The sequence below is a fragment of the Pseudomonas lini genome, from assembly GCF_001042905.1.
GTDB lineage: Bacteria > Pseudomonadota > Gammaproteobacteria > Pseudomonadales > Pseudomonadaceae > Aquipseudomonas > Aquipseudomonas lini.
In genome coordinates this window covers 129,218-151,792 of sequence record NZ_JYLB01000011.1, presented here as the reverse complement: position 1 = coordinate 151,792, position 22,575 = coordinate 129,218, and the positions used below count along the sequence as shown (strand labels likewise).

Sequence of the window (22,575 nt, the reverse complement as noted above, 5' to 3'; positions counted from 1 at the left end):
CGCTCCTACAGGGGCGCAGGTTTTGGTACGCCCACGTTATCCAGCATCCGGTTCACCGCCAGTTCTGCCAGCATGACGATCTGTTGAATCGCCATCGCCGTATGCCGGTGCGGCCCTTCCAGATACCCCGCAAAATCACTCGCCATTACACTGGCCTGGGCCAACGATTCACAAGTGTGGGCCAACAAATCTTCGTCTTTGATATCCGGCGCAACCATATACATCGTGCTCGGCTTGCGGGTCGCGGGTGATTTGAGGGCGGCTGGGTTGAGCTAGTGATCGAGCGCGCGGTTAGCGGCTTCGTGGAATTTTTTTGAATCGAGGGATTCGTAGGGGGAAACGTCGTCGGTTTCCGGGGGATTCGGTGTTGCTTTGAACATGATGAAACTCCATTCGAGGACTGGAGTTCGCCAACACTGCGACCAAGCAGAAGGGTGGCGAACCGTACGCGGGTTGGTCGACCAGGGAATGGAACCCGGCAGGGCCTAAGCCCTCCCACGCACAGCTCGCCATGAAGCAAGCACAAAAGTGCGCCATTCTAAACCTGGGCGACCAAACCCGATCACTGAATTTGCAGCGACCCCCAAAGCCTATCCACCCCATTTCCGACCGACAACCGTCAAAACTTGTCGGAAACATCCCCCCAAAATCATCTTCTGTAGGACTGCCTGAAGATCAAAAGATCGCAGCCTTCGGCAGCTCCTACGCGGGATTTGTTTACACACTGTAGGAGCTGCCGAAGGCTGCGATCTTTTTCTAAAGGTCGAGCACCGAAGGCTCTGAAGCCTGAGCTTGCAGGCGCTCATTCGCCTGCGCCCAAGTACCGGTCAGCAAACTTTTGGGGGACACGCCGTCAAAGCGCCAGCGCAAGGCCAATGCCGCGGGCCGGCGCACCACGCGCTCCACCTCGAATGTCCACAGCCGCTCGGCTCCTTGAAAGGCTTCGACCTGCGGGCCTTCGAGAATGATTTGTGTGCGACCGCTGAGGTGCAGCAGGTCGCCCGAGTCGAAATCGATGAACAGCAAACCGGCTCGAGGATTGATCAGCAGGTTGCCCAAGGTATTGAAGAACAGGTTGCCGGCGAAGTCCGGGATGGTCAGGCGATTGCCCTCTACCTGGACGAAACCGGCCTGGCCACCACGATGAGAAACGTCCACCGAGCGTTGGCCATCGACGTCCACATAACTGGCGACGAAGAAGGTATCGGCGCCGGTGATCATGGCTTTGGCCGCGCCATCCAGCCCATTGAGGTGCTGCGTAATACGGGTCGCCGGATCCGCCAGGGGCACCGAGCGAAACTGGCGCAATTGAATGTATTGCGGGCAATTGCCGAAAGACTGCTCCACCTCCACCGCGAAGCCGCTAGCCGTCACAGCGCCGACTCGACCATTGAGTCGGTTGCGACGTCGGGTGTGCAGTTCGATACCGAGCAGACCGATCGCCGCTCCCTCTTGCAATTGTGCAGGGTCGTCGTTGCCAGGCAGGCTGCCGAATTGCAGCAGCGTTGGCTCTGGAGAATGGGCAAACCCCGGCGCTCCTTCAAGAATGCTGGCCCAAGGGTTGCCGTCGGCATCCACCGCGCCGTACAGCATGAACGGCAGTTGCTGATAGAACGCGCGGTGCTGATCCGGCATCTCGCCGCGAATCACCCTACGACCTAATGCGTCCATTCGCTCGGCGACACCCACATGAGCCTGCAACTGTTTCTCGCCTGCGTGCCAAGGTGAACGTTCCATAACGGTTTCTCCCCTGCGCTCATCGCGCAATAAGCACGGCCCGACTGAATCGGGCCGTGAGCATCAGGCAGTTTTTTGCAAACCGGCGACGGTGCGCGGCATGCCGACAAACCCTGGCAAGGCTTCGATCCGCACCAGCCACGCGCGGATGTTGGCGTAGTCATCCAGCGACACATTGCCTTCCGGTGCATGGGCGATGTAGCTGTACGCGGCGACATCGGCGATGGTCGGCTCGCTACCGACCAGATAGAGCGTTGCGCCCAGTTCCTGATCGATCACTTTGAGCCAGGTGTGGGCATAAGCGATCACTTCTTGCGCGTTGTAAGGTGCACCAAACACAGTGATCAGCCTTGCCCTGCCCGGGCCAAAGGCAATCGGCCCGGCGGCGACCGATAACCAGCGCTGAACCTTGGCCGCACCGACCGGATCGGTTGGCAGCCAATGGCCGTTGCCGTATTTCAGCGCAAGGTAAACCAGGATCGCGTTGGAATCGGCCAGCACCACGCCTTGATCATCAATCACCGGAACCTGACCAAACGAGTTGAGCGCCAGAAAATCCGCTTGCTTGTGCGCGCCCTTGGCCAAATCGACGAAGATCAGCTCGGCCGGCAGTTGCAACAGCGACAGCATCAGCTCCACACGGTGAGCGTGGCCGGAACGGGGGAAGTTGTAGAGCTTGATGGCTTGCATGGTCGACTCCGCTGGGTGGTGGCGCCGTTCAGGAAAGATCAGCGCCGATAGGGGGCTATCTTCCATCTGCAACCAAAACAACAGAATAACCAGCAAACGCAATCCATTATTTCATCCAGTGCAATAACCCTTCATCCGTGCAGGGCTGGGTGTTCGCGCAGTACCTGCACCGCGAAGTCCACAAAACTACGGACCCGCACCGGGGCTTTGCGCCCACCCTGGTAGACCACATGAATGGGCAATGGCGGCAGTTCGAAGTCAGACAAAACGATTTCCAGCTCACCGACGGCGACCTTGCTCGCCACTTGATACGACAGCACCCGGGTCAGTCCCAGCCCCATGGCGGCGGCAGTGATAGCCGCCTGATTGGCGGTGACCACAAGACGCGGTTCCGGACGAACGCTGATCGGCTCTCCCGCGTCAAGGAACGGCCAGCTTCTCTGCTGGCCAATGGACGAGGTGGCGATGATCGGGGCTGCGCTCAAATCTGCAGGATGCCGAGGCCGGCCATGGTCAGCCAGGAATCCAGGGGAAGCGCAGATCACCCGCCGCACTTCGCCCACGCGAATTGCATGCTGATTGCTGTCAGGCAACTCACCGATGCGCACAGCCACATCGATGCCCTCCTCGACCATGCTCACCACCCGGTCGACCAGTAGAGCGTTGATGCTGACGTCAGGGAATTGAGTCAGGTAACCGACCATGACCGGCGTAACGAACAAATCACCGAACAATACCGGCGCCGTGATCGTCAGTTGCCCACGGGGTTGGGCGTGGCTCCCGGCTGCCGAATCCTCGGCTTCCTGCACCTCGGTGAGAATTCTCCGACAATCTTCCAGGTAGCGTTGACCCGCCTCGCTCAAATGCACGCTGCGGGTGGTACGTGTCAGCAACTGGGTGCCGATGCGTTTCTCCAGCGCCGCCACGGCGCGGGTGACACTGGCCGCCGACATCCCCAAACGCCGCGCCGCCGCCGAGAAGCCTTGCTCCTGGGCGACGGCGGCGAATACCTGCATTTCCTGGAATCGGTCCATCGGTGTCCTCGGCCAGTCGTGTGCCGCCACCCGACACACTTCGACCCGGGGGACGATGGATCAAGAGACGGGTTTGATCCAGTCCCACAGGGCAGCATCGTTGAAGTCCCGGATAATACTCCGGGCACCGGCCTCGCGAAGCTGGTTTTCTTGCAGCCCGGCCAGCATGCCAAAGGTATGGATGCCGGCCGCCGAAGCCGATTGCACACCGGCCAGCGAGTCTTCGAAGGCAATCGCATCACCCGCCCCGACACCGAGTATTTCCAGGGCGGTGAGGTACGGCATCGGATGCGGTTTGCCGCGTGCCAGTTCGCCACCAATCACCAACGTCTTGAAGCGGTTGGCAATCCCCATTCCGCTCAGCATGGCCGCTGCATTTTCACGCGGGGCATTGGTCACCACAGCCACGGGAATGTTGGCGGCGTCGGCATAGTCAAGAATGCGCAGCACCCCGGGCACAGGATGGGTTTCACCCAATTGATCGCGGAACATTCTCTCTTTTTCCGCCGCCAGTGCCGCGTATTGTTCTACGGGCATATCGGGAAACAACCCGCCGAAGATCATGTCGTCCGGAAAGCCCATGACTTTTGCTTTGTAATAGCTGATGTCCATCGAGCGGTCCCAGCGCGCCAACAACTGATTGTAAGCATTGAGGTGTAACTCATCGGTATCGATGAGGGTGCCATCCAGGTCGAACAACAGTGCAGAGATAACCAATTGACACTTACTCCTGTCGAATAACAGCCGCATTGCCTGTGGATAACGCGCCGCGCAACCCCAGCACAACCGGCAACATGAGAATGGGGTACACAATCAACAAACTGAAGGCGGCTTCTACGCCTATCCGTTCCGAGAGCAGGCCGAGCAGAAACGGCGCCAGCAACAACGCCACCCCCACCGCTTGCGATGCCTGGGTACTGAGCGCGGAACTGGCGCGGGGCGCGATGCTCATCGCCGAGCCCAGGATCAGCGGGAAAAAATTGCCCAGGCAGGCACCCAGTACAAAGGTGAAAGCCGCCGTGGCCCATCGCTCTTGCGTGAAGTACAACACCAACAACGTGGCGATCGCCCCCAGCATTACCGCCACCAGCAGCGTCAGCGGTCTGATTGCGCGCAACGCATAGCTGCTGGCCAGGCGACCGCAGACCGTACCCGCGAAATACACACTCATCAAGGTCGCCGCTGCCGAGGCGCTGATCTGCACATGGGTTTTCATGTACTCGGCGCCCCAGAAACCGACGCCCCATTCCGCCGAAATCCCCAGGATTACCAACGCCCACAGGCTCAGCTGCAACCGTCGTCCAAGGGGCAGGCTATTCTTGCCCTGCACAAGCCGAGCGTCATGTGGCGACCCCGCGTCCATTCGATACGCCGTGCGCGACACCACCACCAGCAGGACCGCACACACTGCAACGACCAGTGGCGCCACCCGCCAAGACCAATCGACGGCCGTCGCGCCGCCCACCAGCAAGGCGCCGCCCAGCACGCAAAGACCCGCCACCACATGGGCCGCCACCAGTTTTGCCGCTGCTTGTTCCTGATAGCGAGCGCCGAGCATGGCTTGGCCAACCGCCATGACCAACCCACCCGACAACCCCATCAACATCGCGGCAAGAAGCGTCATCGGCAGGTAGTTGGCCAAGCTGAACAAACCGCTGGCAACCACGATCGAAGCAATCGCGATTTGCCCCATGCCGATGGATAACGAACGTCGCTCCAGCCAGCGATACGGAAAGCCGACCAAGGCCAGGCCCAACGCATAGGCGGCAAAATGCAAACCGGTCCAGCGCAGGTCCAGCCCGAGTTCACCGCGCAAAAAAGGCATGATCGGACCCAACATGCCTTGTTGGGCGCCGAAGAGCCCGAACATCAGGTAGATGCCCCAAGGGTGTCCGTCGACGGGTACGGGCCAGTCGTTGCGTGTGGTGTCAGTCATAGGCAGCTCACTCATCGAGCACTCGTTCAGCAAAGAGGGAATGCCACTGCGCGCAACGGGCAATCTTCGCCTGACTGGCCTTTTGCGCATCCAGCGCCTGCAAGTCGCTGACCTTCAGTTCGCCACCCGAAACACCGCCCAACACCACTTTGCCGAAGCGGCGACTGATCGCCGCCGCCGCGGGTGTGAGCATCCAGCCGAGCGCTTGCTGTGCCTGCACAGCCTTTGCCGAACCGGCACGACAACCGAACACTTCATACTCGTAGCAGCGCGCATCATCGGGCACGCACCAGCGTAGCGAAGGATGTTCCTGGGCGGCCCGGGTAGCTGCCGTTGACACGGTCACCCCCAGCCACGCCTGACTGGCAAGCACAGCCTCGATCGGCGCAGTGGACGAACCGCTGATTGACGGCTGCAACCGGGCAATCGTGTCGAGCATGTCCCAGGCGCCGTCACCGTAACGCTCAAGGAGCGCACTCAGGTGCAGATAGCCTGCGCCCGAGCGCGCCGGATCCGGCAACGCAAGGCGCCCCGACCAGTGCGCGGCACAGAGGGCTTCCCACGTTGTGGGCGGCGCAAGACCTTGCGCTGCCAACACGTGCGGGTCGTAACAGAACGCCGGTACAAAACCGGATGGGCTGAACCAGCGTCGGTCTTGCGCAACCGCCGAGGGAGGCAAGGCCGAAACGTCCAGGTTGTCGAGGGGCATCAATAGCGACGCCAGTGCCGGGTCCAGCAACGCGGTGGCCGCCGTGCCCAGCAATAGATCCCACGACCCGGCGGTGTCGCTGCGCAAACGCTCGACCAGTTCGGCGGTTGACCAACGGGTAAGGCGCACGGGTATACCGACGTGAGCAGCAATGCCGTCGACGAACTCGGCCAGTTCGGCGTTTTCCATGGAGCTGATCGCAATAAGCTCGTTCATGCTCACTCCAGTAGCCGGTGTAATTTGGCGTACTGCAAGAGCATGATCGTCTTGCCGTCACTGATAGCGCCTGTCTCGATCATGGCCAGGGCCTCGTCGAGGGGCAGTTCAAGCACTTCGACCTCTTCGCCCTCCGCTTCGACGCCGCCCCCCTCCCCCAGCTTGTCCTCGTCGAAATATTCGCCGACAAAGAAATACAAGCGTTCGGTCACCGATCCAGGGCTCATGAAAGCCTCGAAAATCTTGCGCACGTCTTTAATCCGGTAACCGGTTTCTTCCTCGGTTTCCTTGCGGATACAGGTGTGCGGATCGTCTCGGTCCAGCAGGCCGGCGCAGGTCTCAATGAGCATGCCATCGTGTTCGTTGACGAAGGCCGGGAACCGGAATTGCCGGGTCAGTACAACCGTCTGCTTCAACTTGCTGTAAAGCAGGATCGTCGCCCCGTTGCCACGGTCGTAGGTCTCCCGGGACATGTTTCGCCAGGTGCCGTCGCGGCCCTGGAAATCGTAGGTGGTTTTGCGCAGTACGTACCAGTTATCCGACAGTACCTCGACCTGCTTGATGCGCACGCGATCCTTGGTGGCAATGGCTTGATTCATGATTTCAATCCTTATTCGATCTCAGGTGCATGGCGTTGGGTGCGACGGTCAGCAAACGATCCACCATGGCCGGGTCACGGTGTTCAGGCGCGGTCATCACCGCCGTATCAAGTGCGCGGTCACAGCCGCACGGGCAGGCACCGCGATGCTTGCCCAGACGCGAAACCGCCTCGGTGACCAATCGGCGAGTCAGGGTGAAGGTGTCGGCCATGCGTTGGGCGACGAGGGCGGCGTTCACATCCTCATGGGACTCATGCCAGCAATCGAAGTCGGTGGGGATGGCAATCATCGCGTAGCAAAGCTCGGCTTCGCGAGCCAGTTTCGCCTCGGGCATCGCGGTCATGCCGATGACGGTGCCGCCCCATTGGCGATAGAGGTTCGATTCGGCCCGGGTCGAAAATTGCGGCCCTTCCATCACGACATAAGTACCGCTATCGAGTGCCTGAACATCCGTCGTTTTCACACTCTTGGCCAGGACAGCGTGCATGCGCCCGCACACTGGATTGCCGAACGGCACGTGCCCCACCAGGCCTGGGCCGAAGAAGGTCTTGTCACGCTGGATGGTGCGATCGATGAATTGATCTATCAGCACGAAACTGCCCGGTGGCGCATCGTGGCTGAGGCTGCCCACCGCACTGACCGATAACAATTGAGTGCAACCGACGTGACGTAGCGCGGCAATGTTGGCGCGCACATTGATTGAGGCGGGTGGAATCGTGTGCCCAACCCCATGACGCTGTACGAAGGCCACCGGCACGCCGTTGAGCGTGCCAAGGGTGACGGGGGAGGAAGGCTGGCCGAACGCGGTCTCGATTTCGACCAGGCGAATATCTTCCAGACCTGGCAGCTGTTGAAGACCGCTGCCACCAATAATGCCAATGCGTTGCACCTGTTGAAATTCCGTTGAGTTCGTCACGTATTGCCTCTCGTCTTCAGGATGGATTCTTCTTGTTCGGTGCTGACCAGGCGCTCGTACAGTTCCGAAAGCGCCGTCGGTGCGTTGCCCCGGCGCAACAGCAAGCCTTCACTGGCGTTGTTGCTGTAGCGCGGTTCGTGAATCTTCAGATGACGGTCGATTGCCGGCAGGTAATTCCAGCGCACCCCGGGATACAGCGAATGGGCCAGGTGATAGGCGTCAGAGGTCGGCGCGATGAACACACGCACCATCCAGCCGCTCAGGCCGAAGTAGTCGGTGGGCCGACCGGCCAGGTATTCGAGATCACGTCGGTCCCTTGACGACCCTTCGATGAACCAGCGGTGTTCGGTAAGCAACGAGACCCAGGCATAGACCGGGTACGACGTCAGCAACGGCAGCAACCAGCCAAACACCACGCCTTTCCAGCCACCCGCCCAGTAAAGCAGCGCCGCCACGGCCATTACACTCAGCCAGCGGATCACCGTCGTCACCCGGGAATGATTCAACAGGCTGTTGCGCACCATCGTGCTCAGATTTACCCAGGCCCCGGCAGGGGTCAGCGGGTACAGCAACAAGCGATAGAAGCCGCCCGGCGACAACCCGGCGACATAACCGCCGGCGTGCACGCGTGCGCGGTTGGGGTCCAGTTGCGGATGATTGGGGTGGCGATGGTGTTCGATGGTGTGCGCCTGGTGACGGCTGCGCATGTCGCGCTTGAATATCGGGAACTGATAGAACACGTTGCCCAGCCACCATTGCCAGGCGTGGTGCCGACACAAGGCGAAATGCACAGCGTTGTGCCCGAACTCTTGCAGCGCCCGCATGCGCCCGCCACTCCACAGCACCACCCCCAGCCACATCAACGGCGTGGAATAAATCGACGCGAGCAGCACGGCGGCGACGATATCCAGCCAGACCCAGATAAACGGCAACGGTGCGAACCATTCATCCAGCGGTCGGTAGTAATGCTCCTTGCGATCGGGCAGGCGCGGTTCCAGCTTCAGCAAACGCAGCACACGCTGCTTGTCGCGGTAATAAAAGGTGACCAGCGCACGCAATAGCAGCGTTGTCGCGATCAGGCAAACAAGAACAATCTGCGGTGTGGTCACGATCAGGCCTCCCCGAGTTCGATGACGCGCATGTCGTCGGGGCTGAAGCGGGTCAGCAACTCACCCAGCCCGTCGAACAGCACCGCGCCACTGCGACGCAGGCGATTGGCGTCCTGATGGCCAGTGGTGACCAACACCGGTTGCCAGCCCACGGAACGAGCGACATCAAAGTCATGCAGGGTATCGCCGACAAACAGGGTGCGAGCGGCCGGCGTGCCGAGGGTTTGCTGCAGGACGACTGCCTCGGCGGCCTTGCTGGTCGCGTGATTGTGCGTCAGCCCCACCACGTGCTCGAAGCAATCGCGCAGGCCCTTGGCTTCCAGGGTTTGCTGGAGCACATCGCAGTGGGACGCCGACAGGATCGACACACCAATGCCTGCGCGCCGCGCCGCGGCGAGTAACTCGATGACACCGTCATGCAACCGACATTGCGCAACGTTGGCGTCGAAATGCTCAAGGTAGCGCTGGACGATGATCGGGAATGGGGTCCGCGAAAAATCAAAACCCAACGACGCGTAGAAATTGACGATGGGGAAATCGAACTTGGCCCGGTATTGAGCCGCCGTGATGGGCGCCACATCAAAATGCTCGCCACAGCGATTCACCGCGAAGACGGCCAGATCGAGATCGTCGATCAAAGTACCGTTCCAATCGAACACCAAGTGTTCGATGCCAGAGAAGTGCAGGAGATCGTCGATCATTGTCGAGTGTTCCCGGGAAAGATGGCATTGAGTGCGATACGCGACACAATCGCCGGTGAATAGAGCCGGCTGGGCTCCATCACCAGGTTGGTCACACCGATTTGCGTTTCGAGCGCGCGACGATTGCTCGCCGACAATTTGCCAAGGCCTGCGCCATACCAATGGTGGAAACCGGTACGCCAACTGCGCTCGCCCTGAGTCTGCGGAAAACGGAAATCCTCGGTGGTGGCCATGTTCCAGGCGCCATCGACCACACCACACAGCGAGGCCTGTAACTGTTGAAAACTGATCGATTGCCCCAGCACTGCATCGATGTGTTGATCGATGCAATCGGCTTCGAGGGCACCGATGGTCATGCCTTGGCTGTAGAGCGGATTCATGCTGCTCAGGGCATCGCCCACCACCAGCAGACCGGTCGGCCAGTGTTCGATACGGTCGTAATGGCGACGACTGCTGCCCGGCATCTTGAAGGTGAAAACGTCCGACAGCGGTTCGGCGTCGCGGATGACTTCATGGATATCCGGCACCGGTAGCGCGGCCAGGGCCTGCAAGAACTCGTCAGGGTCCTTGCCAGGAAAATTGCCGAACCATCCCCCGGTCGTCACCATCCACCGATTGCCTTCAATGGGGCTGATTACCCCCATGGAACTCTGCGCCGGTGCAGTGGGCAGCACCAGCAGCACCTGCCATTGCTCGGCGAAGGCCGGAAGGCGGCGATAGATGCGTGACGCGTAACCGAGCTCGGTCTTGACCACGCTGGTTTCGACCGCGCCGAACCCGGCCTCTTTCAGCCACGTTGGCAGGTGCGTGCCCCGGCCACTGGCGTCCACCACCAGATCGCAGGCCAGGCTGTGTTCGCCAGAGCCGCTGTCAATCACCACCCCGCTCACCGCACGCGGGTTGCTGTGGCCGGAAAACTCCAGACGCGTCACCCGCGCGCCGGAAAGCACCTCGACCCGTGGCACCTGCGACAGGCATCGGCGCAATTGGTTGTCGATCAGTCGACGACTGCAATAGTGCGCATAGATGCCGCTTCGGTAGCGGTTCTTCCAGCGTCCACCCTGATACCACTTCACATCGTGGCCAAGGTCCGCCACTTGCGCACCGCTGTGCTCCAGCGCCTTGAGGATTCCGGGGAATATGCCCTCGATGATCTGCTTGCCACGCAACAGCAGCAGATGCACGTGATGCTCCTGGGGAATGCTCTGACGCGGGCCGGTTTCGTCGTAGAAGTTGCTTTTTTCGATCACGGTGACGCGCTCGAAACGACGGGCGAGCACCGCGGCCGTCAGGCAACCGGTCACGCTGCCGCCGATCACCACCGCATGGCGGCCGCGACCGGCTGATTCAGGCGGGAGAGTAGTCATTGAGCACCTTGGCGATGTAATGCAGGTCGTCGTCCACCAGATCGGGGTGCAACGGCACTGTGGTCAGTGAACGCAGTAATCGGGCGGCGTTGGGGCAATCGCGCTGGTAGCGGGTCAACAGGGGCAACTGGTACAGCGGTTGGTTATCGTACTTGCCGATATCCGACTCGATACCGTGCCGCTGCTGGTAGTGCACCAGTTCGCGCCCATCGTGCCCGACTGCTTGCAGCAACAACGAATAGGCGTTGACTTCACCACCGACGACCACCGGCATTTCCCGAAAGGCCGGGTTGTCCAGCATCCCCAGCAACCGCTCGCGATTGCGCTGGCGGTGCTGCAGGTTCGCACCGAGCTGACGCGAGCGCGCCAGACCCAGCGCCGCTTGCAGGCCACCGAGTTTCAGGTTGATGCCCAGGGTTTCGCCTGTCAGATTGCCGAAGCGCGTGTAGGCGCGGATGCGCGCTGCCCGCTCATCATCATCGGTCATGACAAAACCACCTTCGCCGGTGGAGATGAACTTACAATCGTGGGTGCTGAAACAGCTGATCTCGCCGTGATGGGCAAGCCAGGTGCCGTTCAGGCGAGTCATGTGGGCGTGGGCCAAGTCCTGAATCAGCGGAATGCCTGCCTCACGCAAATACGCCCAAGTGGCATCCGAGCGAATCGGATAACCCCACATTGGCACCTCGATCACCGCGCAGGTGCGATCACTGATGCAGCGTCGCAGGTCCACTGGGTCGAGGCCGAAACTGTCCGGCGCCACATCGCAAAAGACCGGCACCAGCCCCAGGGACAAAATCGGCAGCACGGTACAGATCGGTCCTGTCGGTGCGACGATAACTTCATCCCCCGGACGGAAATCGACACCGGCCAACGCGGCTGTCACCGACGCAGCCCCGGACGATACGGCAATCACATGCCGCACGCCGTACAGCGCCGCAAGCGCGGCCTCGTACTCGTCGACGATCTGCGAGGTGCCGGTCAGGCCGCTATGCAATGCCCACTCAAGCTCCCGCAGATCGTCGGCCGTGGCGTGAGAGCATTTCTGCGCGATGGTTCGCGTTGAAACCGCCGCCAGACTCATTTCGACACCTTCATGCCGACCATGTCCCAGACCGCATCATCGGCAAACACCCGGTCCACCATGCGCCGGAAGTTGGGGAACATCTTCAGGTTCGCCGTTTCCTTTTGCGTGAAGAACCGGGCGTGCTCCACCTCCCTGTTGTCAGGGACGCTGCGCAACTCGGTCGCCGTGACGTAAATCAGGTCCAGATGATAGTGCGGCCCGCGCTTGTCGTTGATGTATTCGCACAGAATCCGGTACGGCTGATGCAGCACCGTGACGTCGGTTTCGACATCGGCAAGCTCTTCATCGCGCTCACCGATCAGGTGGGCGCGAATCCCCGTTTCTTCGAAAATTTCCCGCAACACCGCCACGTCAGGGGTTTCGCCTTGCTCGATATGGCCGCCCGGGTACAGCCAGACGTCGAGCTTGCGGTGATGCAGCAGCAACATCTCCCGCTCCGGGTTCAGAACGAACCCGGACGCGGTGAAGTGCCGATCCAATTGCGAGCGATCGAGTGTGTCAGTCATTCACGGGGCACCGTACTGGTTGATGCGTTCGGCCATGTAGTCGAGCTCGGCCAGGGTGATGTCCGGATGCACCGGAATCGTCGTCATGCCCGCCAGCAAGGCTTCGGCATTCGGGCACTCATTGCGGTATTGGGTCAATGCCGGAAACTCATAGAGCGCCTTGCAACCGTAACGTTTGATGTCGGAGGGAATACCGGCTTCGTCCAGATAATCGATGAAGGCGCGGTTATCGGCGAAGTGCAGTTCCAGATTCAGGAAGTAGTAGTTCGGCACACCGCCATTAATGATTTTCTTCTCACGCACCTTGCTGTGATCAAGCTTGCTGAGGAAATACGCCGCGTTCTCGCTGCGCTTCTCGATCTGACCCGCCAGGGACGCCAAACGGCTGCCACCCAGCGCTGCTGGCAGCGCCGCAAGCTTGTAGTTCAGGCCGAAATCCTTGCCGTTCAGGTTGCCGAAACGGCTGTAATCGCGGCTGCGCTGGGCCAGCGCATCGTCGTCGGTCAGGATAAAACCGCCCTCACCGGTGGCCAGCGGCTTGCGTTCATGGGTACTGAAGCACGACAGGTCGCCATACTGCGAAAGCGGACGGTCATGCAGGGTTGTACCGTGGGAATGCGCCAGGTCCAGAATGAGCTTGATACCCAATTCATGGGTGAGGGTGCGCAACTCATCGACTTCGGTCGGATAGCCCCACATCGGGATATCGATGATCGCCCGGGTACGCGGAGTCATGCGGGCCTTGATCGATGCCGGATCGGCGCCAAAACCATGGGTGCGGGTGTCGACGAAAATCGGATTGGCGCCGGCAGCAATGATCGGGTAAATGGTGCACAGCGGGCAGCTCGGGGTCAGCAGCACATCATCGCCCGGACCTACGCCAGCGGCATAAATTGCCACGCTCAGCGCTGCACCGCCCGACGAAACGGCAATCGCATGCCGAGCGTCGAACCACTGGGCAAGCTTGCTTTCGTACTCGGTCACCACATCGCTGGTGCCCGACAGCGGACGCTCCAGGGTTTGTTGCATGGTCAGCAGGTCGTCGGCATACACCGGGCGATACTTATCAGAAACAGACACTCGGGCAGTCGCGACGTTGGATTGATTAGAAGGCATTGAATCAGGCTCCGACTTGGGCTTTGGATTTCGCGAAATGGTCAGCGCGCAGGGGAAGCACCGGCGCGATATCACGTTGGCTATCGGCGTAGCAGATTTGCTCGATCACTTTGAAGGTCGGCAGCAGGCTTTCGAAATTGGCCTCGTACGGTGTGTGATTGCGCACGGCGTCGAAGAACTTCTCCAACTCACCGAAATAGCCGCTGCGTTCATACCCGGAGTCCAGCGGACCAGGCTGCCAGGCCCCGCGCCAGCGCTTGGCAGTGCCGGTTGCACTGGTGCCGTGCTCCGGCTCGTGCATGGTGATATTCCACAGGTTGTTCAACTCGACCATCATCGATTTGGAGCTGACGATCTTCATGTCGAACTCGAAGTACGGGAACATCGTGCCGCTCAACAGACTCACCGTGGCACCGGTCGAGAATTGCAATTCCAGGCTCACCAACAGTGAGTCGTCATGCCGTTGAACCCGTGATTCGATGTCACGCAGCTCACCGCCGCCGAATGTCACCCCCAAGTCGATCGTATGGATTGCTTGAGCCAGCAGGAAGGAACGCAGTGTCGAATCCAGGCCCCAGAGTGGTGCCGTGGGTTTGCTGGCGTAATGGTTGAGTTGGATGTGTACGACTTTGCCGAACTGTTCGGTGCGGGTGATATCGCGCAACTGACGCATAGGCTTGGCAAACTTGAAGTTCATGCCAACGCCAGTGATCACATTGGTCTGACGGCTGACCTCAATCAGGTTTTCCAGCTCACTCAGGGTAAAGCACGGTGGTTTTTCGACGAACACATGGACGCCCTTGGCCATGGCCTTGAGCGAAAGATCTCGATGCGCCTGGGGTGGACAAGCCATGACGACGGCGTCGAGCGTGCCTGTATCGAGCATATGGTCGAAGTCGTCGGTAATAACGACATCCGAGATAAAGCGGTGGATTTGCGCGGCTCGGGCAAGGTCGCTGTCACATACGGCGACAATCCGAATGTCCGGCATTTGTAATAGGGTGGGCAGCAAATTTTCTTGCATTTGATTGCCGAGACCAACGATGCCAACTCTGAGTACTGTCATTACCATCTCCATCCTGGAAAAGTGGGTGCTGCGTACGTAGGAATGTTGGACGAACGTGTACACGGATTCCGACTGGCTTTACTCTCCAGTAAGCCAAAAGAATCCAGCGTTCGTTTTGAACTCTTGCAGTGCTTCTTCTAGATCAATAGCTCGCACTGACGATGATCATCATCGCGCGGTCTATTGGGGCTGTTACCTGAGGTTGCCAAAGCCGTATGCCTTGACGATTGCCGCGTGGAACAGGCATGCCATCGGGCAGCCTGGCTGTCGGCGGAAGCCGGTGTTACGCCGCCGAAGCGGTGATTGAGGGGATCCCTGGATCGGGCCTTCAGCGAGGTGTCCGGGTCCGGATTTGTTGCCCATCGAGCAAAAGCCTTCATGAGCCGGCCGCGGATTCCATCAGCAATGGAAAAGCGACTCTCTTGCAAATAATCATGCATGAGCGAAATCATCCTTGAACATCATTTTCTTCCCTGAGACGCAGGTACTCGAACTCCGCGAGTCCCCTGCGGCGCCACATTGATAGCAAGCTCTTCAATGTGGCTTTATGTTTAGACCATGATTGATAACCCCGCCAGTTAATCTGCTAGACCCAGTATCTATATAGATCTGATGAATACCAGCCTATAGATTCTGAAGATTCAGAATGCACAAGGCCCCGGAAGTCATCATGACTTGCGGGGCCTTGTCAGCAGGGGCAGTCGCTGCGGCTTACTCCACCGTCACCGACTTCGCCAAGTTACGCGGCTGGTCAACGTCAGTGCCTTTCAATACAGCGACGTAGTACGAGAGCAGTTGCAGCGGGATGGTGTAGAGGATCGGCGACAGGATGTCGTGAATGTGCGGCATCTGGACGACATGAGTGCCTTCACCATTGGTCATGCCGGCCTGCTCGTCGGCGAAGACGATCAACTCACCACCACGAGCGCGGACTTCCTGGAGGTTGGATTTCAACTTCTCCAGCAACTCGTTGTTCGGCGCCACGGTAACCACCGGCATATCGTTATCCACAAGCGCCAACGGGCCATGTTTCAGTTCGCCGGCCGGATAGGCTTCAGCGTGGATGTAGGAGATTTCCTTGAGCTTGAGGGCCCCTTCCATCGCCACCGGGAATTGCGCGCCGCGACCGAGGAACAGCGTGTGGTTCTTCTCGGCGAACAGCTCGGCGATTTTCTCCACGGTGCTGTCCATGGCCAGGGCTTCGCCCAAGCGGGTCGGCAGGCGACGCAGCTCTTCGACCAGTGTGGCTTCGACACCTTCGGCCAACGTACCGCGAACCTGACCCAGAGACAGAGTCAGTAACAGCAGGCCAACCAATTGAGTGGTGAAGGCTTTGGTCGAGGCCACGCCGATTTCGCGACCGGCCTGGGTCAGTAGCGTCAGGTCCGATTCACGCACCAGGGAACTGATGCCGACGTTGCAGATGGCCAGGCTGGAAAGGAAGCCCAGCTCTTTGGCATTGCGCAGGGCGGCCAAGGTGTCGGCGGTTTCACCGGACTGGGAGATGCTCACGAACAGGGTGTCGGGCTGCACCACTACTTTGCGGTAGCGGAATTCGCTGGCGACTTCGACCTGACATGGGATGCCAGCCAGTTCTTCGAGCCAGTAACGGGCAACCATGCCGGCGTGATAGCTGGTGCCGCAGGCGACGATCTGTACATTGCGCACCTTGGCGAACAGCTCGGCAGCTGTTGGGCCGAATGCTTCGACCAGCACCTGGTTATGGCTCAGGCGACCTTCGAGAGTGCGCTGCACCACGACCGGTTGCTCGTGAATTTCCTTGAGCATGTAATGCCGGAATTCGCCCTTGTCAGCCGCTTCGGCACCGTCGCGGTACTGAACGCTTTCACGCTCGACGAGCGCGCCATTGATGTCCCAGATCTGCACGCTGTCGCGGCGAATTTCGGCGATATCGCCTTCTTCCAGGTACATGAAGCGGTCGGTGACCTGACGTAGTGCCAACTGGTCGGAGGCCAGGAAGTTCTCACCCATGCCCAGACCGATCACCAATGGGCTGCCACTACGGGCCGCCACCAGGCGATCCGGTTGCAGGGCGTTGATCACCGCCAGGCCGTAAGCACCGTGCAGCTCTTGCACGGTCGCTTTCAGGGCTACCGTCAGGTCGGGTTGAAGCTTGAGTTTTTCGTGCAGCAAATGCGCGATGACTTCAGTGTCGGTGTCCGACGTGAACACATGACCCAAAGCCTGGAGTTGCTCGCGCAGGGCTTCATGGTTCTCGATGATGCCGTTGTGCACCACCGCCAGATCGCCCGAAAAATGCGGGTGAGCATTGCGTTCGCACGGCGCGCCGTGGGTCGCCCAGCGGGTGTGGGCAATGCCCAGGCGGCCGACCAGAGGCTCTTCGATCAGCGCTTGTTCCAGCTCGCTGACCTTGCCCGGACGACGCGTGCGCAAGAGCTTTTGATCGTTGGTGTACACCGCCACACCGGCGCTGTCATAGCCACGGTATTCCAGGCGCTTGAGGCCTTCGAGCAGGATGGCGGTAACGTTACGTTCTGCGACTGCACCGACAATTCCACACATGCTAGTTCTCCTGACTGACGGCGGCGCAAATCAAATTAATGCCGCGGGCCTGAATCTGATCGCGTGCCTCCAGTGGCAGACGATCATCGGTAATGAGGGTATGGACGCTGCTCCATGGCAGCTCCAGATTGGGAATTTTGCGACCGATCTTGTCGGCCTCGACCATCACGATTACTTCGCGGGCAACTTCGGCCATGACGCGGCTCAAGCCCAGCAATTCATTGAAGGTGGTGGTCCCGCGTATCAGATCAATGCCATCGGCACCGATAAATAGCTGATCAAAGTCATATGAGCGTAGTACTTGCTCGGCCACCTGACCCTGGAAGGACTCGGAATGCGGGTCCCAGGTCCCCCCGGTCATCAGCAGCACCGGCTCGTGCTCGAGTTCGCTCAAAGCGTTGGCGACATACAGGGAGTTAGTCATCACCACCAGACCCGGTTGCTGACCGAGTTCCGGGATCATCGCGGCGGTGGTGCTGCCGCTGTCGATGATGATTCGCGCATGCTCGCGGATTCGCGTGACGGCGGCGCGGGCAATGGCCTGCTTGTATTTGGAAACCGGTTGGCCGAGGTCGGCGACCAGCTCCTGAGGCATCGTGACCGCCCCGCCATAACGACGCAGCAACAGACCATTGCTTTCAAGCGCCGCCAAGTCCTTGCGAATCGTAACTTCGGAGGTTTCGAAGCGCTTGGCCAACTCGTCCACGCTGACTTCTCCCTGCTCATTGAGCAAGGCGAGGATGTTGTGGCGGCGTTGGGGCGTGTTGCGCTTCGACATGGTTAGTAAGTTTCGATTCGAAAGATAACGTAAGCAATCAAAACCTATTGTCGAAACTTCGTCAAGCCAGCGTCAGAAAAAAAATGTGTGGATCCCATAAAAAAGATCGCAGCCTTCGGCAGCTCCCTACGGTGAATTCGTGTTCATCCTGTAGGAGCTGCCGAAGGCTGCGATCTTTTGATCTTGCTGTGGATAACTCAGCTCTTCTTGATCTTCTCCGGCCGCTTCCAGCCATTAATGTTCTTCTGCCGCGCCCGACCCACGGCCAACTGAGCCTTATCCACATTCTGGGTAATGGTCGAACCTGCCGCCGTGGTCGCACCCGCGGAGATATCCACAGGCGCCACCAACGAGTTGTTGGAACCGATGAACACATCTTCACCCAGCACGGTTTTCCACTTGTTCGCGCCATCGTAGTTACAGGTGATGGTGCCCGCGCCGATGTTGGTGCGCGCACCGATCTCGGCATCGCCCAGATACGTCAAGTGACCGGCCTTGGCGCCCTCGCCCAAGTGGGCATTCTTCAGCTCAACGAAGTTACCCACATGCGCGCGAGCGTCCAGCACCGTGCCCGGGCGCAGACGTGCGAACGGACCGGCATCGCTGCCTTCGCCGAGGATCGCGCCTTCGATATGGCTGTTGGCCTTGATCACCACGCCTTTGCGCAGGGTGCTGTCCTTGATCACGCAGTTCGGACCGATCACCACGTCGTCCTCGATGACCACTTTACCTTCGAGGATCACGTTGATGTCGATCAGCACATCGCGACCAACGGTGACCTCACCACGCACATCGAAACGTGCCGGGTCGCGCAGGGTCACGCCCTGAGCCATCAAACGACGAGCAGCGCGCAGCTGATAGTGACGCTCAAGCTCAGCCAGTTGCTTGCGATCGTTGGCGCCCTGCACTTCCATAGGGTCGTGGGGTTGCTCGGTAGCCACCACCAGACCATCGCTGACCGCCATTTCGATGACATCGGTCAGGTAGTACTCTCCCTGAACATTGTTGTTCGAAAGACGGCTCGTCCAGTCGGCCAGGCGATCGGCAGGAACAGCAAGGATGCCGGTATTGCCTTCATTGATGGCACGTTGAGCCTCGTTGGCGTCCTTGTGTTCAACAATGGCTGCAACGTTACCGTCAGTGTCGCGCACGATGCGGCCATAACCAGTCGCGTCGTCCAGTTCGACGGTCAGCAAGCCCATCTGCCCTGGCACCACATGCTTGAGCAAGCGTTGCAGGGTTTCGACTTCGATCAAGGGGACGTCGCCGTACAGAATCAGCACGGTGTCGGACTTGATGAACGGTACCGCCTGGGCCACCGCATGTCCGGTACCCAGTTGTTGATCCTGCAGGACGAAATCCAGGTCATCGGCCGCCAGACGCTCGCGCACCGATTCGGCACCATGTCCGATCACCACATGGATGCGTTGTGGATCAAGTTGCCGGGCCGTGTGGATAACATGGCCAAGCATTGAGTTACCGGCAACCGGGTGCAGAACTTTCGGCAAGGCCGAACGCATGCGCGTGCCTTGGCCGGCAGCGAGGATAACGATTTCAAGAGACATGACAGGCTACTAATCCTGGGGGTCAGCGGCTGCGACCGGGTGATGAAACTCGGAAAAAGAAAAAAGGGTAGCCGAGGCTACCCTTTTTAATCAATCACACAATAAGTCGATGGCCGATTAGTGGCCGAACTTCTTGCGGATCTGCTGGACGGTGCGCAGCTGAGCTGCAGCCTCGGCCAGACGTGCGGCAGCAGAACCGTAATCGAATTCCGCGCCTCGCTCATGCAAGGCCTTCTCGGCAGCCTTAACGGCTTCCTGAGCGGAGGCTTCGTCCAGGTCGGCAGCACGTTGCACGGTGTCGGCAAGAACCTTGACCATGTTCGGCTGAACCTCGAGGAAACCGCCGGAGATGTAATACACCTCCTCTTCCCCGCCCTGCTTGACCAGGCGGATCGGGCCCGGCTTGAGATTAGTGATCAACGGCGCGTGACCCAGAGCGATACCAAGATCACCCAGTGCACCGTGCGCAATCACCATCTCGACCAGACCGGAAAAGATTTCCCCTTCCGCGCTGACGATATCGCAATGGACTGTCATAGCCATCTGATTGCCTCAACCTAAATTAGCGCCCGTTGCCGGGCGCCGGGATTACAGTTTCTTGGCTTTCTCGATCGCTTCTTCGATGCCGCCGACCATGTAGAACGCTTGTTCTGGCAGGTGGTCGTAGTCACCGTTGAGGATGCCTTTGAAGCCAGCAATGGTGTCTTTCAGGGAAACGTATTTACCCGAAGCGCCGGTGAAGACTTCAGCCACGAAGAACGGCTGCGACAAGAAACGCTGGATCTTACGAGCACGGTTTACCAACTGCTTGTCGGCTTCCGACAGCTCGTCCATACCCAGGATCGCAATGATGTCCTTCAGTTCTTTGTAACGCTGCAGAACATACTGTACGCCGCGAGCGGTGTCGTAGTGGTCCTGGCCGATTACGTTCGGGTCCAGCTGGCGCGAAGTCGAGTCGAGTGGATCGACCGCTGGGTAGATACCCAGGGAAGCGATGTCACGGGACAGAACGACGGTGGCGTCCAAGTGGGCGAAGGTGGTCGCTGGCGACGGGTCAGTCAAGTCATCCGCAGGTACATATACCGCTTGGATCGAAGTGATCGAACCTTCCTTGGTCGAAGTGATACGTTCTTGCAGAACGCCCATCTCTTCAGCCAGGGTCGGCTGGTAACCTACTGCCGAAGGCATACGGCCCAGCAGTGCGGATACTTCAGTACCGGCCAGGGTGTAACGATAGATGTTGTCGACGAACAGCAGAACGTCGTTACCTTCGTCACGGAACTTCTCGGCCATGGTCAGGCCAGTCAGTGCTACGCGCAGACGGTTACCCGGCGGCTCGTTCATCTGACCGTAAACCAGTGCCACTTTGTCCAGAACGTTGGAATCCTTCATCTCGTGGTAGAAGTCGTTACCCTCACGAGTACGCTCACCCACACCGGCGAACACGGAATAACCGCTGTGCTCGATGGCGATGTTACGGATCAGTTCCATCATGTTTACGGTTTTGCCTACACCGGCACCACCGAACAGACCGACTTTACCACCCTTGGCGAACGGGCAAACCAGGTCGATAACCTTGATGCCGGTTTCCAGCAGGTCGTTGCCGCCCGCTTGTTCAGCGAAGGATGGCGCAGGACGGTGAATGCCCCAGCGCTCTTCGGTGTCGATCGGGCCAGCTTCGTCGATCGGGTTACCCAGAACGTCCATGATCCGGCCCAGGGTCGCTTTACCGACTGGTACGGAGATGGCTGCGCCGGAGTCGATGACGTCCAGACCGCGCTTCAAGCCTTCGGTGGAACCCATCGCAATGGTACGAACCACGCCGTCGCCCAGCTGCTGCTGAACTTCCAGGGTGGTCCCGGCCGCGCTTTGAACTGTCAGCGCGTTGTAGATGCTCGGTACGCTGTCGCGTGGAAATTCCACGTCGATAACGGCGCCGATGATTTGAACGATACGTCCGCTACTCATAGCTGGATCCTCTGAATATTTGAACCGTTAAACCGCGGCAGCGCCGCCGACGATTTCCGAGATCTCTTGGGTGATCGCAGCCTGACGCGCCTTGTTGTAGACCAGCTGCAAATCGCTGATCAAATCACCGGCGTTGTCGGTAGCGTTCTTCATCGCGATCATCCGCGCAGCTTGTTCAGCCGCGTTGTTCTCGACCACCGCCTGGTAGACCTGCGACTCCACGTAACGGACCATCAAGCCGTCAAGCAGCTCTTTGGCGTCCGGTTCGTACAGATAATCCCAGTGGTGCTTGAGTTCTTGATCCGGGGTTGCCACCAGTGGAATCAACTGCTCCACGGTAGGCGATTGCGTCATGGTGTTGATGAACTTGTTGGATACCACGGACAGGCGATCAATACGGCCGTCCAGGTAGGCATCCAGCATCACCTTGACGCTGCCGATCAAGTCATTGATCGACGGCTCTTCACCCAGGTGGCTGATAGCTGCAACGACGTTACCGCCGAAGTTGCGGAAGAAAGCCGCACCCTTGCTACCAACGACACACAGATCAATCTCGACGCCGTTATCGCGGTTTACCGCCATGTCCTTGACCAGGGCCTTGAACAGGTTGGTGTTCAAGCCACCACACAGACCACGGTCACTGCTCACCACGACGTAACCGACGCGCTTTACTTCACGGTCGATCATGAATGGGTGGCGATATTCCGGGTTGGCGTTGGCCAGATGGCCAATAACCTGGCGGATGCGCTCCGCGTAAGGACGGCTAGCAGCCATGCGCATTTGTGCCTTGCGCATTTTGCTGACCGCCACTTTTTCCATGGCGCTGGTAATCTTTTGCGTGCTTTTGATGCTCGCAATCTTACTGCGAATCTCTTTTGCGCCTGCCATGTAACACCTATCAGGTTAGCAAGCGGGAGCCTTGCGGCTCCCG

20 protein-coding genes and 2 pseudogenes are annotated in these 22,575 nt (G+C 59.4%); all 22 read right to left on the bottom strand.

The genetic code is table 11. From position 1 onward, the window contains the following. Nucleotides 1–5 precede the first annotated feature (5 nt). Nucleotides 6–380, bottom strand: a pseudogene (locus TU81_RS26545) (DUF6124 family protein). A 403-nt stretch (nucleotides 381–783) separates the two neighbouring features. Continuing rightward, nucleotides 784–1,737, bottom strand: a pseudogene (locus TU81_RS26540) (pyridoxamine 5'-phosphate oxidase family protein); the annotation flags it as partial. A 63-nt stretch (nucleotides 1,738–1,800) separates the two neighbouring features. After that, the gene (locus tag TU81_RS26535; RefSeq protein WP_048397466.1) at nucleotides 1,801–2,427 is read right to left on the bottom strand and encodes a glutathione S-transferase family protein; all 627 of its coding nucleotides are present in this window, start codon (nucleotides 2,425–2,427) and stop codon (nucleotides 1,801–1,803) included. 131 nt (nucleotides 2,428–2,558) lie between these two features. Then, nucleotides 2,559–3,461: a LysR family transcriptional regulator gene (locus TU81_RS26530; RefSeq protein ID WP_048397385.1), complete on the bottom strand. Its 903-nt coding sequence runs from the start codon at nucleotides 3,459–3,461 to the stop codon at nucleotides 2,559–2,561. Nucleotides 3,462–3,521: 60 nt separating this feature from the next. Further along, nucleotides 3,522–4,178 (bottom strand): HAD family hydrolase, encoded by a 657-nt coding sequence (locus TU81_RS26525; protein WP_082157886.1) that lies wholly within the window; start codon nucleotides 4,176–4,178, stop codon nucleotides 3,522–3,524. Nucleotides 4,179–4,185: 7 nt separating this feature from the next. Next, nucleotides 4,186–5,397, bottom strand: a complete 1,212-nt coding sequence (locus tag TU81_RS26520) for an MFS transporter (protein ID WP_048397465.1) — start codon at nucleotides 5,395–5,397, stop codon at nucleotides 4,186–4,188. A gap of 7 nt (nucleotides 5,398–5,404) precedes the next feature. Beyond that, a complete protein-coding gene (locus TU81_RS26515) occupies nucleotides 5,405–6,322 on the bottom strand; it encodes an ABC transporter substrate-binding protein (protein WP_048397381.1) in 918 nt (305 codons plus the stop codon). A gap of 2 nt (nucleotides 6,323–6,324) precedes the next feature. Then, complete coding sequence (gene nudK, locus TU81_RS26510; RefSeq protein WP_038980451.1) at nucleotides 6,325–6,921, bottom strand: GDP-mannose pyrophosphatase NudK; 597 nt, start codon at nucleotides 6,919–6,921, stop codon at nucleotides 6,325–6,327. Nucleotides 6,922–6,925: 4 nt separating this feature from the next. Then, a complete protein-coding gene (gene mtnP, locus TU81_RS26505) occupies nucleotides 6,926–7,837 on the bottom strand; it encodes an S-methyl-5'-thioadenosine phosphorylase (protein WP_048397380.1) in 912 nt (303 codons plus the stop codon). Next, nucleotides 7,834–8,946: a fatty acid desaturase family protein gene (locus TU81_RS26500; RefSeq protein WP_048397378.1), complete on the bottom strand. Its 1,113-nt coding sequence runs from the start codon at nucleotides 8,944–8,946 to the stop codon at nucleotides 7,834–7,836. The genes mtnP and TU81_RS26500 overlap by 4 nt, the downstream gene beginning before the upstream one ends. A gap of 2 nt (nucleotides 8,947–8,948) precedes the next feature. Continuing rightward, entirely contained in the window at nucleotides 8,949–9,647 is a 699-nt protein-coding gene (locus tag TU81_RS26495; RefSeq protein WP_048397375.1) for an HAD family hydrolase, read from the bottom strand. Beyond that, nucleotides 9,644–11,014: an NAD(P)/FAD-dependent oxidoreductase gene (locus tag TU81_RS26490; RefSeq protein WP_048397374.1), complete on the bottom strand. Its 1,371-nt coding sequence runs from the start codon at nucleotides 11,012–11,014 to the stop codon at nucleotides 9,644–9,646. Before TU81_RS26490 ends, TU81_RS26495 begins: the two co-directional genes overlap by 4 nt. Beyond that, on the bottom strand, nucleotides 10,995–12,098 hold the full coding sequence (locus TU81_RS26485; protein ID WP_048397372.1) for a DegT/DnrJ/EryC1/StrS family aminotransferase: 1,104 nt from the start codon (nucleotides 12,096–12,098) through the stop codon (nucleotides 10,995–10,997). The genes TU81_RS26490 and TU81_RS26485 overlap by 20 nt, the downstream gene beginning before the upstream one ends. Next, nucleotides 12,095–12,607: an NUDIX hydrolase gene (locus TU81_RS26480; RefSeq protein WP_038980441.1), complete on the bottom strand. Its 513-nt coding sequence runs from the start codon at nucleotides 12,605–12,607 to the stop codon at nucleotides 12,095–12,097. The genes TU81_RS26485 and TU81_RS26480 overlap by 4 nt, the downstream gene beginning before the upstream one ends. Beyond that, nucleotides 12,608–13,723 (bottom strand): DegT/DnrJ/EryC1/StrS family aminotransferase, encoded by a 1,116-nt coding sequence (locus tag TU81_RS26475; RefSeq protein ID WP_048397370.1) that lies wholly within the window; start codon nucleotides 13,721–13,723, stop codon nucleotides 12,608–12,610. Nucleotides 13,724–13,727: 4 nt separating this feature from the next. Continuing rightward, entirely contained in the window at nucleotides 13,728–14,789 is a 1,062-nt protein-coding gene (locus TU81_RS26470; RefSeq protein WP_038980437.1) for a Gfo/Idh/MocA family protein, read from the bottom strand. 711 nt (nucleotides 14,790–15,500) lie between these two features. After that, nucleotides 15,501–17,333, bottom strand: coding sequence for a glutamine--fructose-6-phosphate transaminase (isomerizing) (gene glmS, locus TU81_RS26465; RefSeq protein ID WP_038980436.1), 1,833 nt, complete (start codon nucleotides 17,331–17,333; stop codon nucleotides 15,501–15,503). Nucleotide 17,334: 1 nt separating this feature from the next. Further along, nucleotides 17,335–18,111, bottom strand: a complete 777-nt coding sequence (locus tag TU81_RS26460; protein WP_038980435.1) for a DeoR/GlpR family DNA-binding transcription regulator — start codon at nucleotides 18,109–18,111, stop codon at nucleotides 17,335–17,337. Between the two features lie 197 nt (nucleotides 18,112–18,308). Beyond that, complete coding sequence (glmU, locus tag TU81_RS26455) at nucleotides 18,309–19,676, bottom strand: bifunctional UDP-N-acetylglucosamine diphosphorylase/glucosamine-1-phosphate N-acetyltransferase GlmU (protein ID WP_038980434.1); 1,368 nt, start codon at nucleotides 19,674–19,676, stop codon at nucleotides 18,309–18,311. Nucleotides 19,677–19,793: 117 nt separating this feature from the next. Beyond that, a complete protein-coding gene (locus TU81_RS26450; protein ID WP_007969909.1) occupies nucleotides 19,794–20,219 on the bottom strand; it encodes a F0F1 ATP synthase subunit epsilon in 426 nt (141 codons plus the stop codon). A gap of 45 nt (nucleotides 20,220–20,264) precedes the next feature. After that, complete coding sequence (atpD, locus tag TU81_RS26445; protein ID WP_038980433.1) at nucleotides 20,265–21,644, bottom strand: F0F1 ATP synthase subunit beta; 1,380 nt, start codon at nucleotides 21,642–21,644, stop codon at nucleotides 20,265–20,267. Between the two features lie 27 nt (nucleotides 21,645–21,671). Then, complete coding sequence (atpG, locus tag TU81_RS26440; protein ID WP_038980432.1) at nucleotides 21,672–22,532, bottom strand: F0F1 ATP synthase subunit gamma; 861 nt, start codon at nucleotides 22,530–22,532, stop codon at nucleotides 21,672–21,674. Between the last annotated feature and the right edge of the window lie 43 nt (nucleotides 22,533–22,575).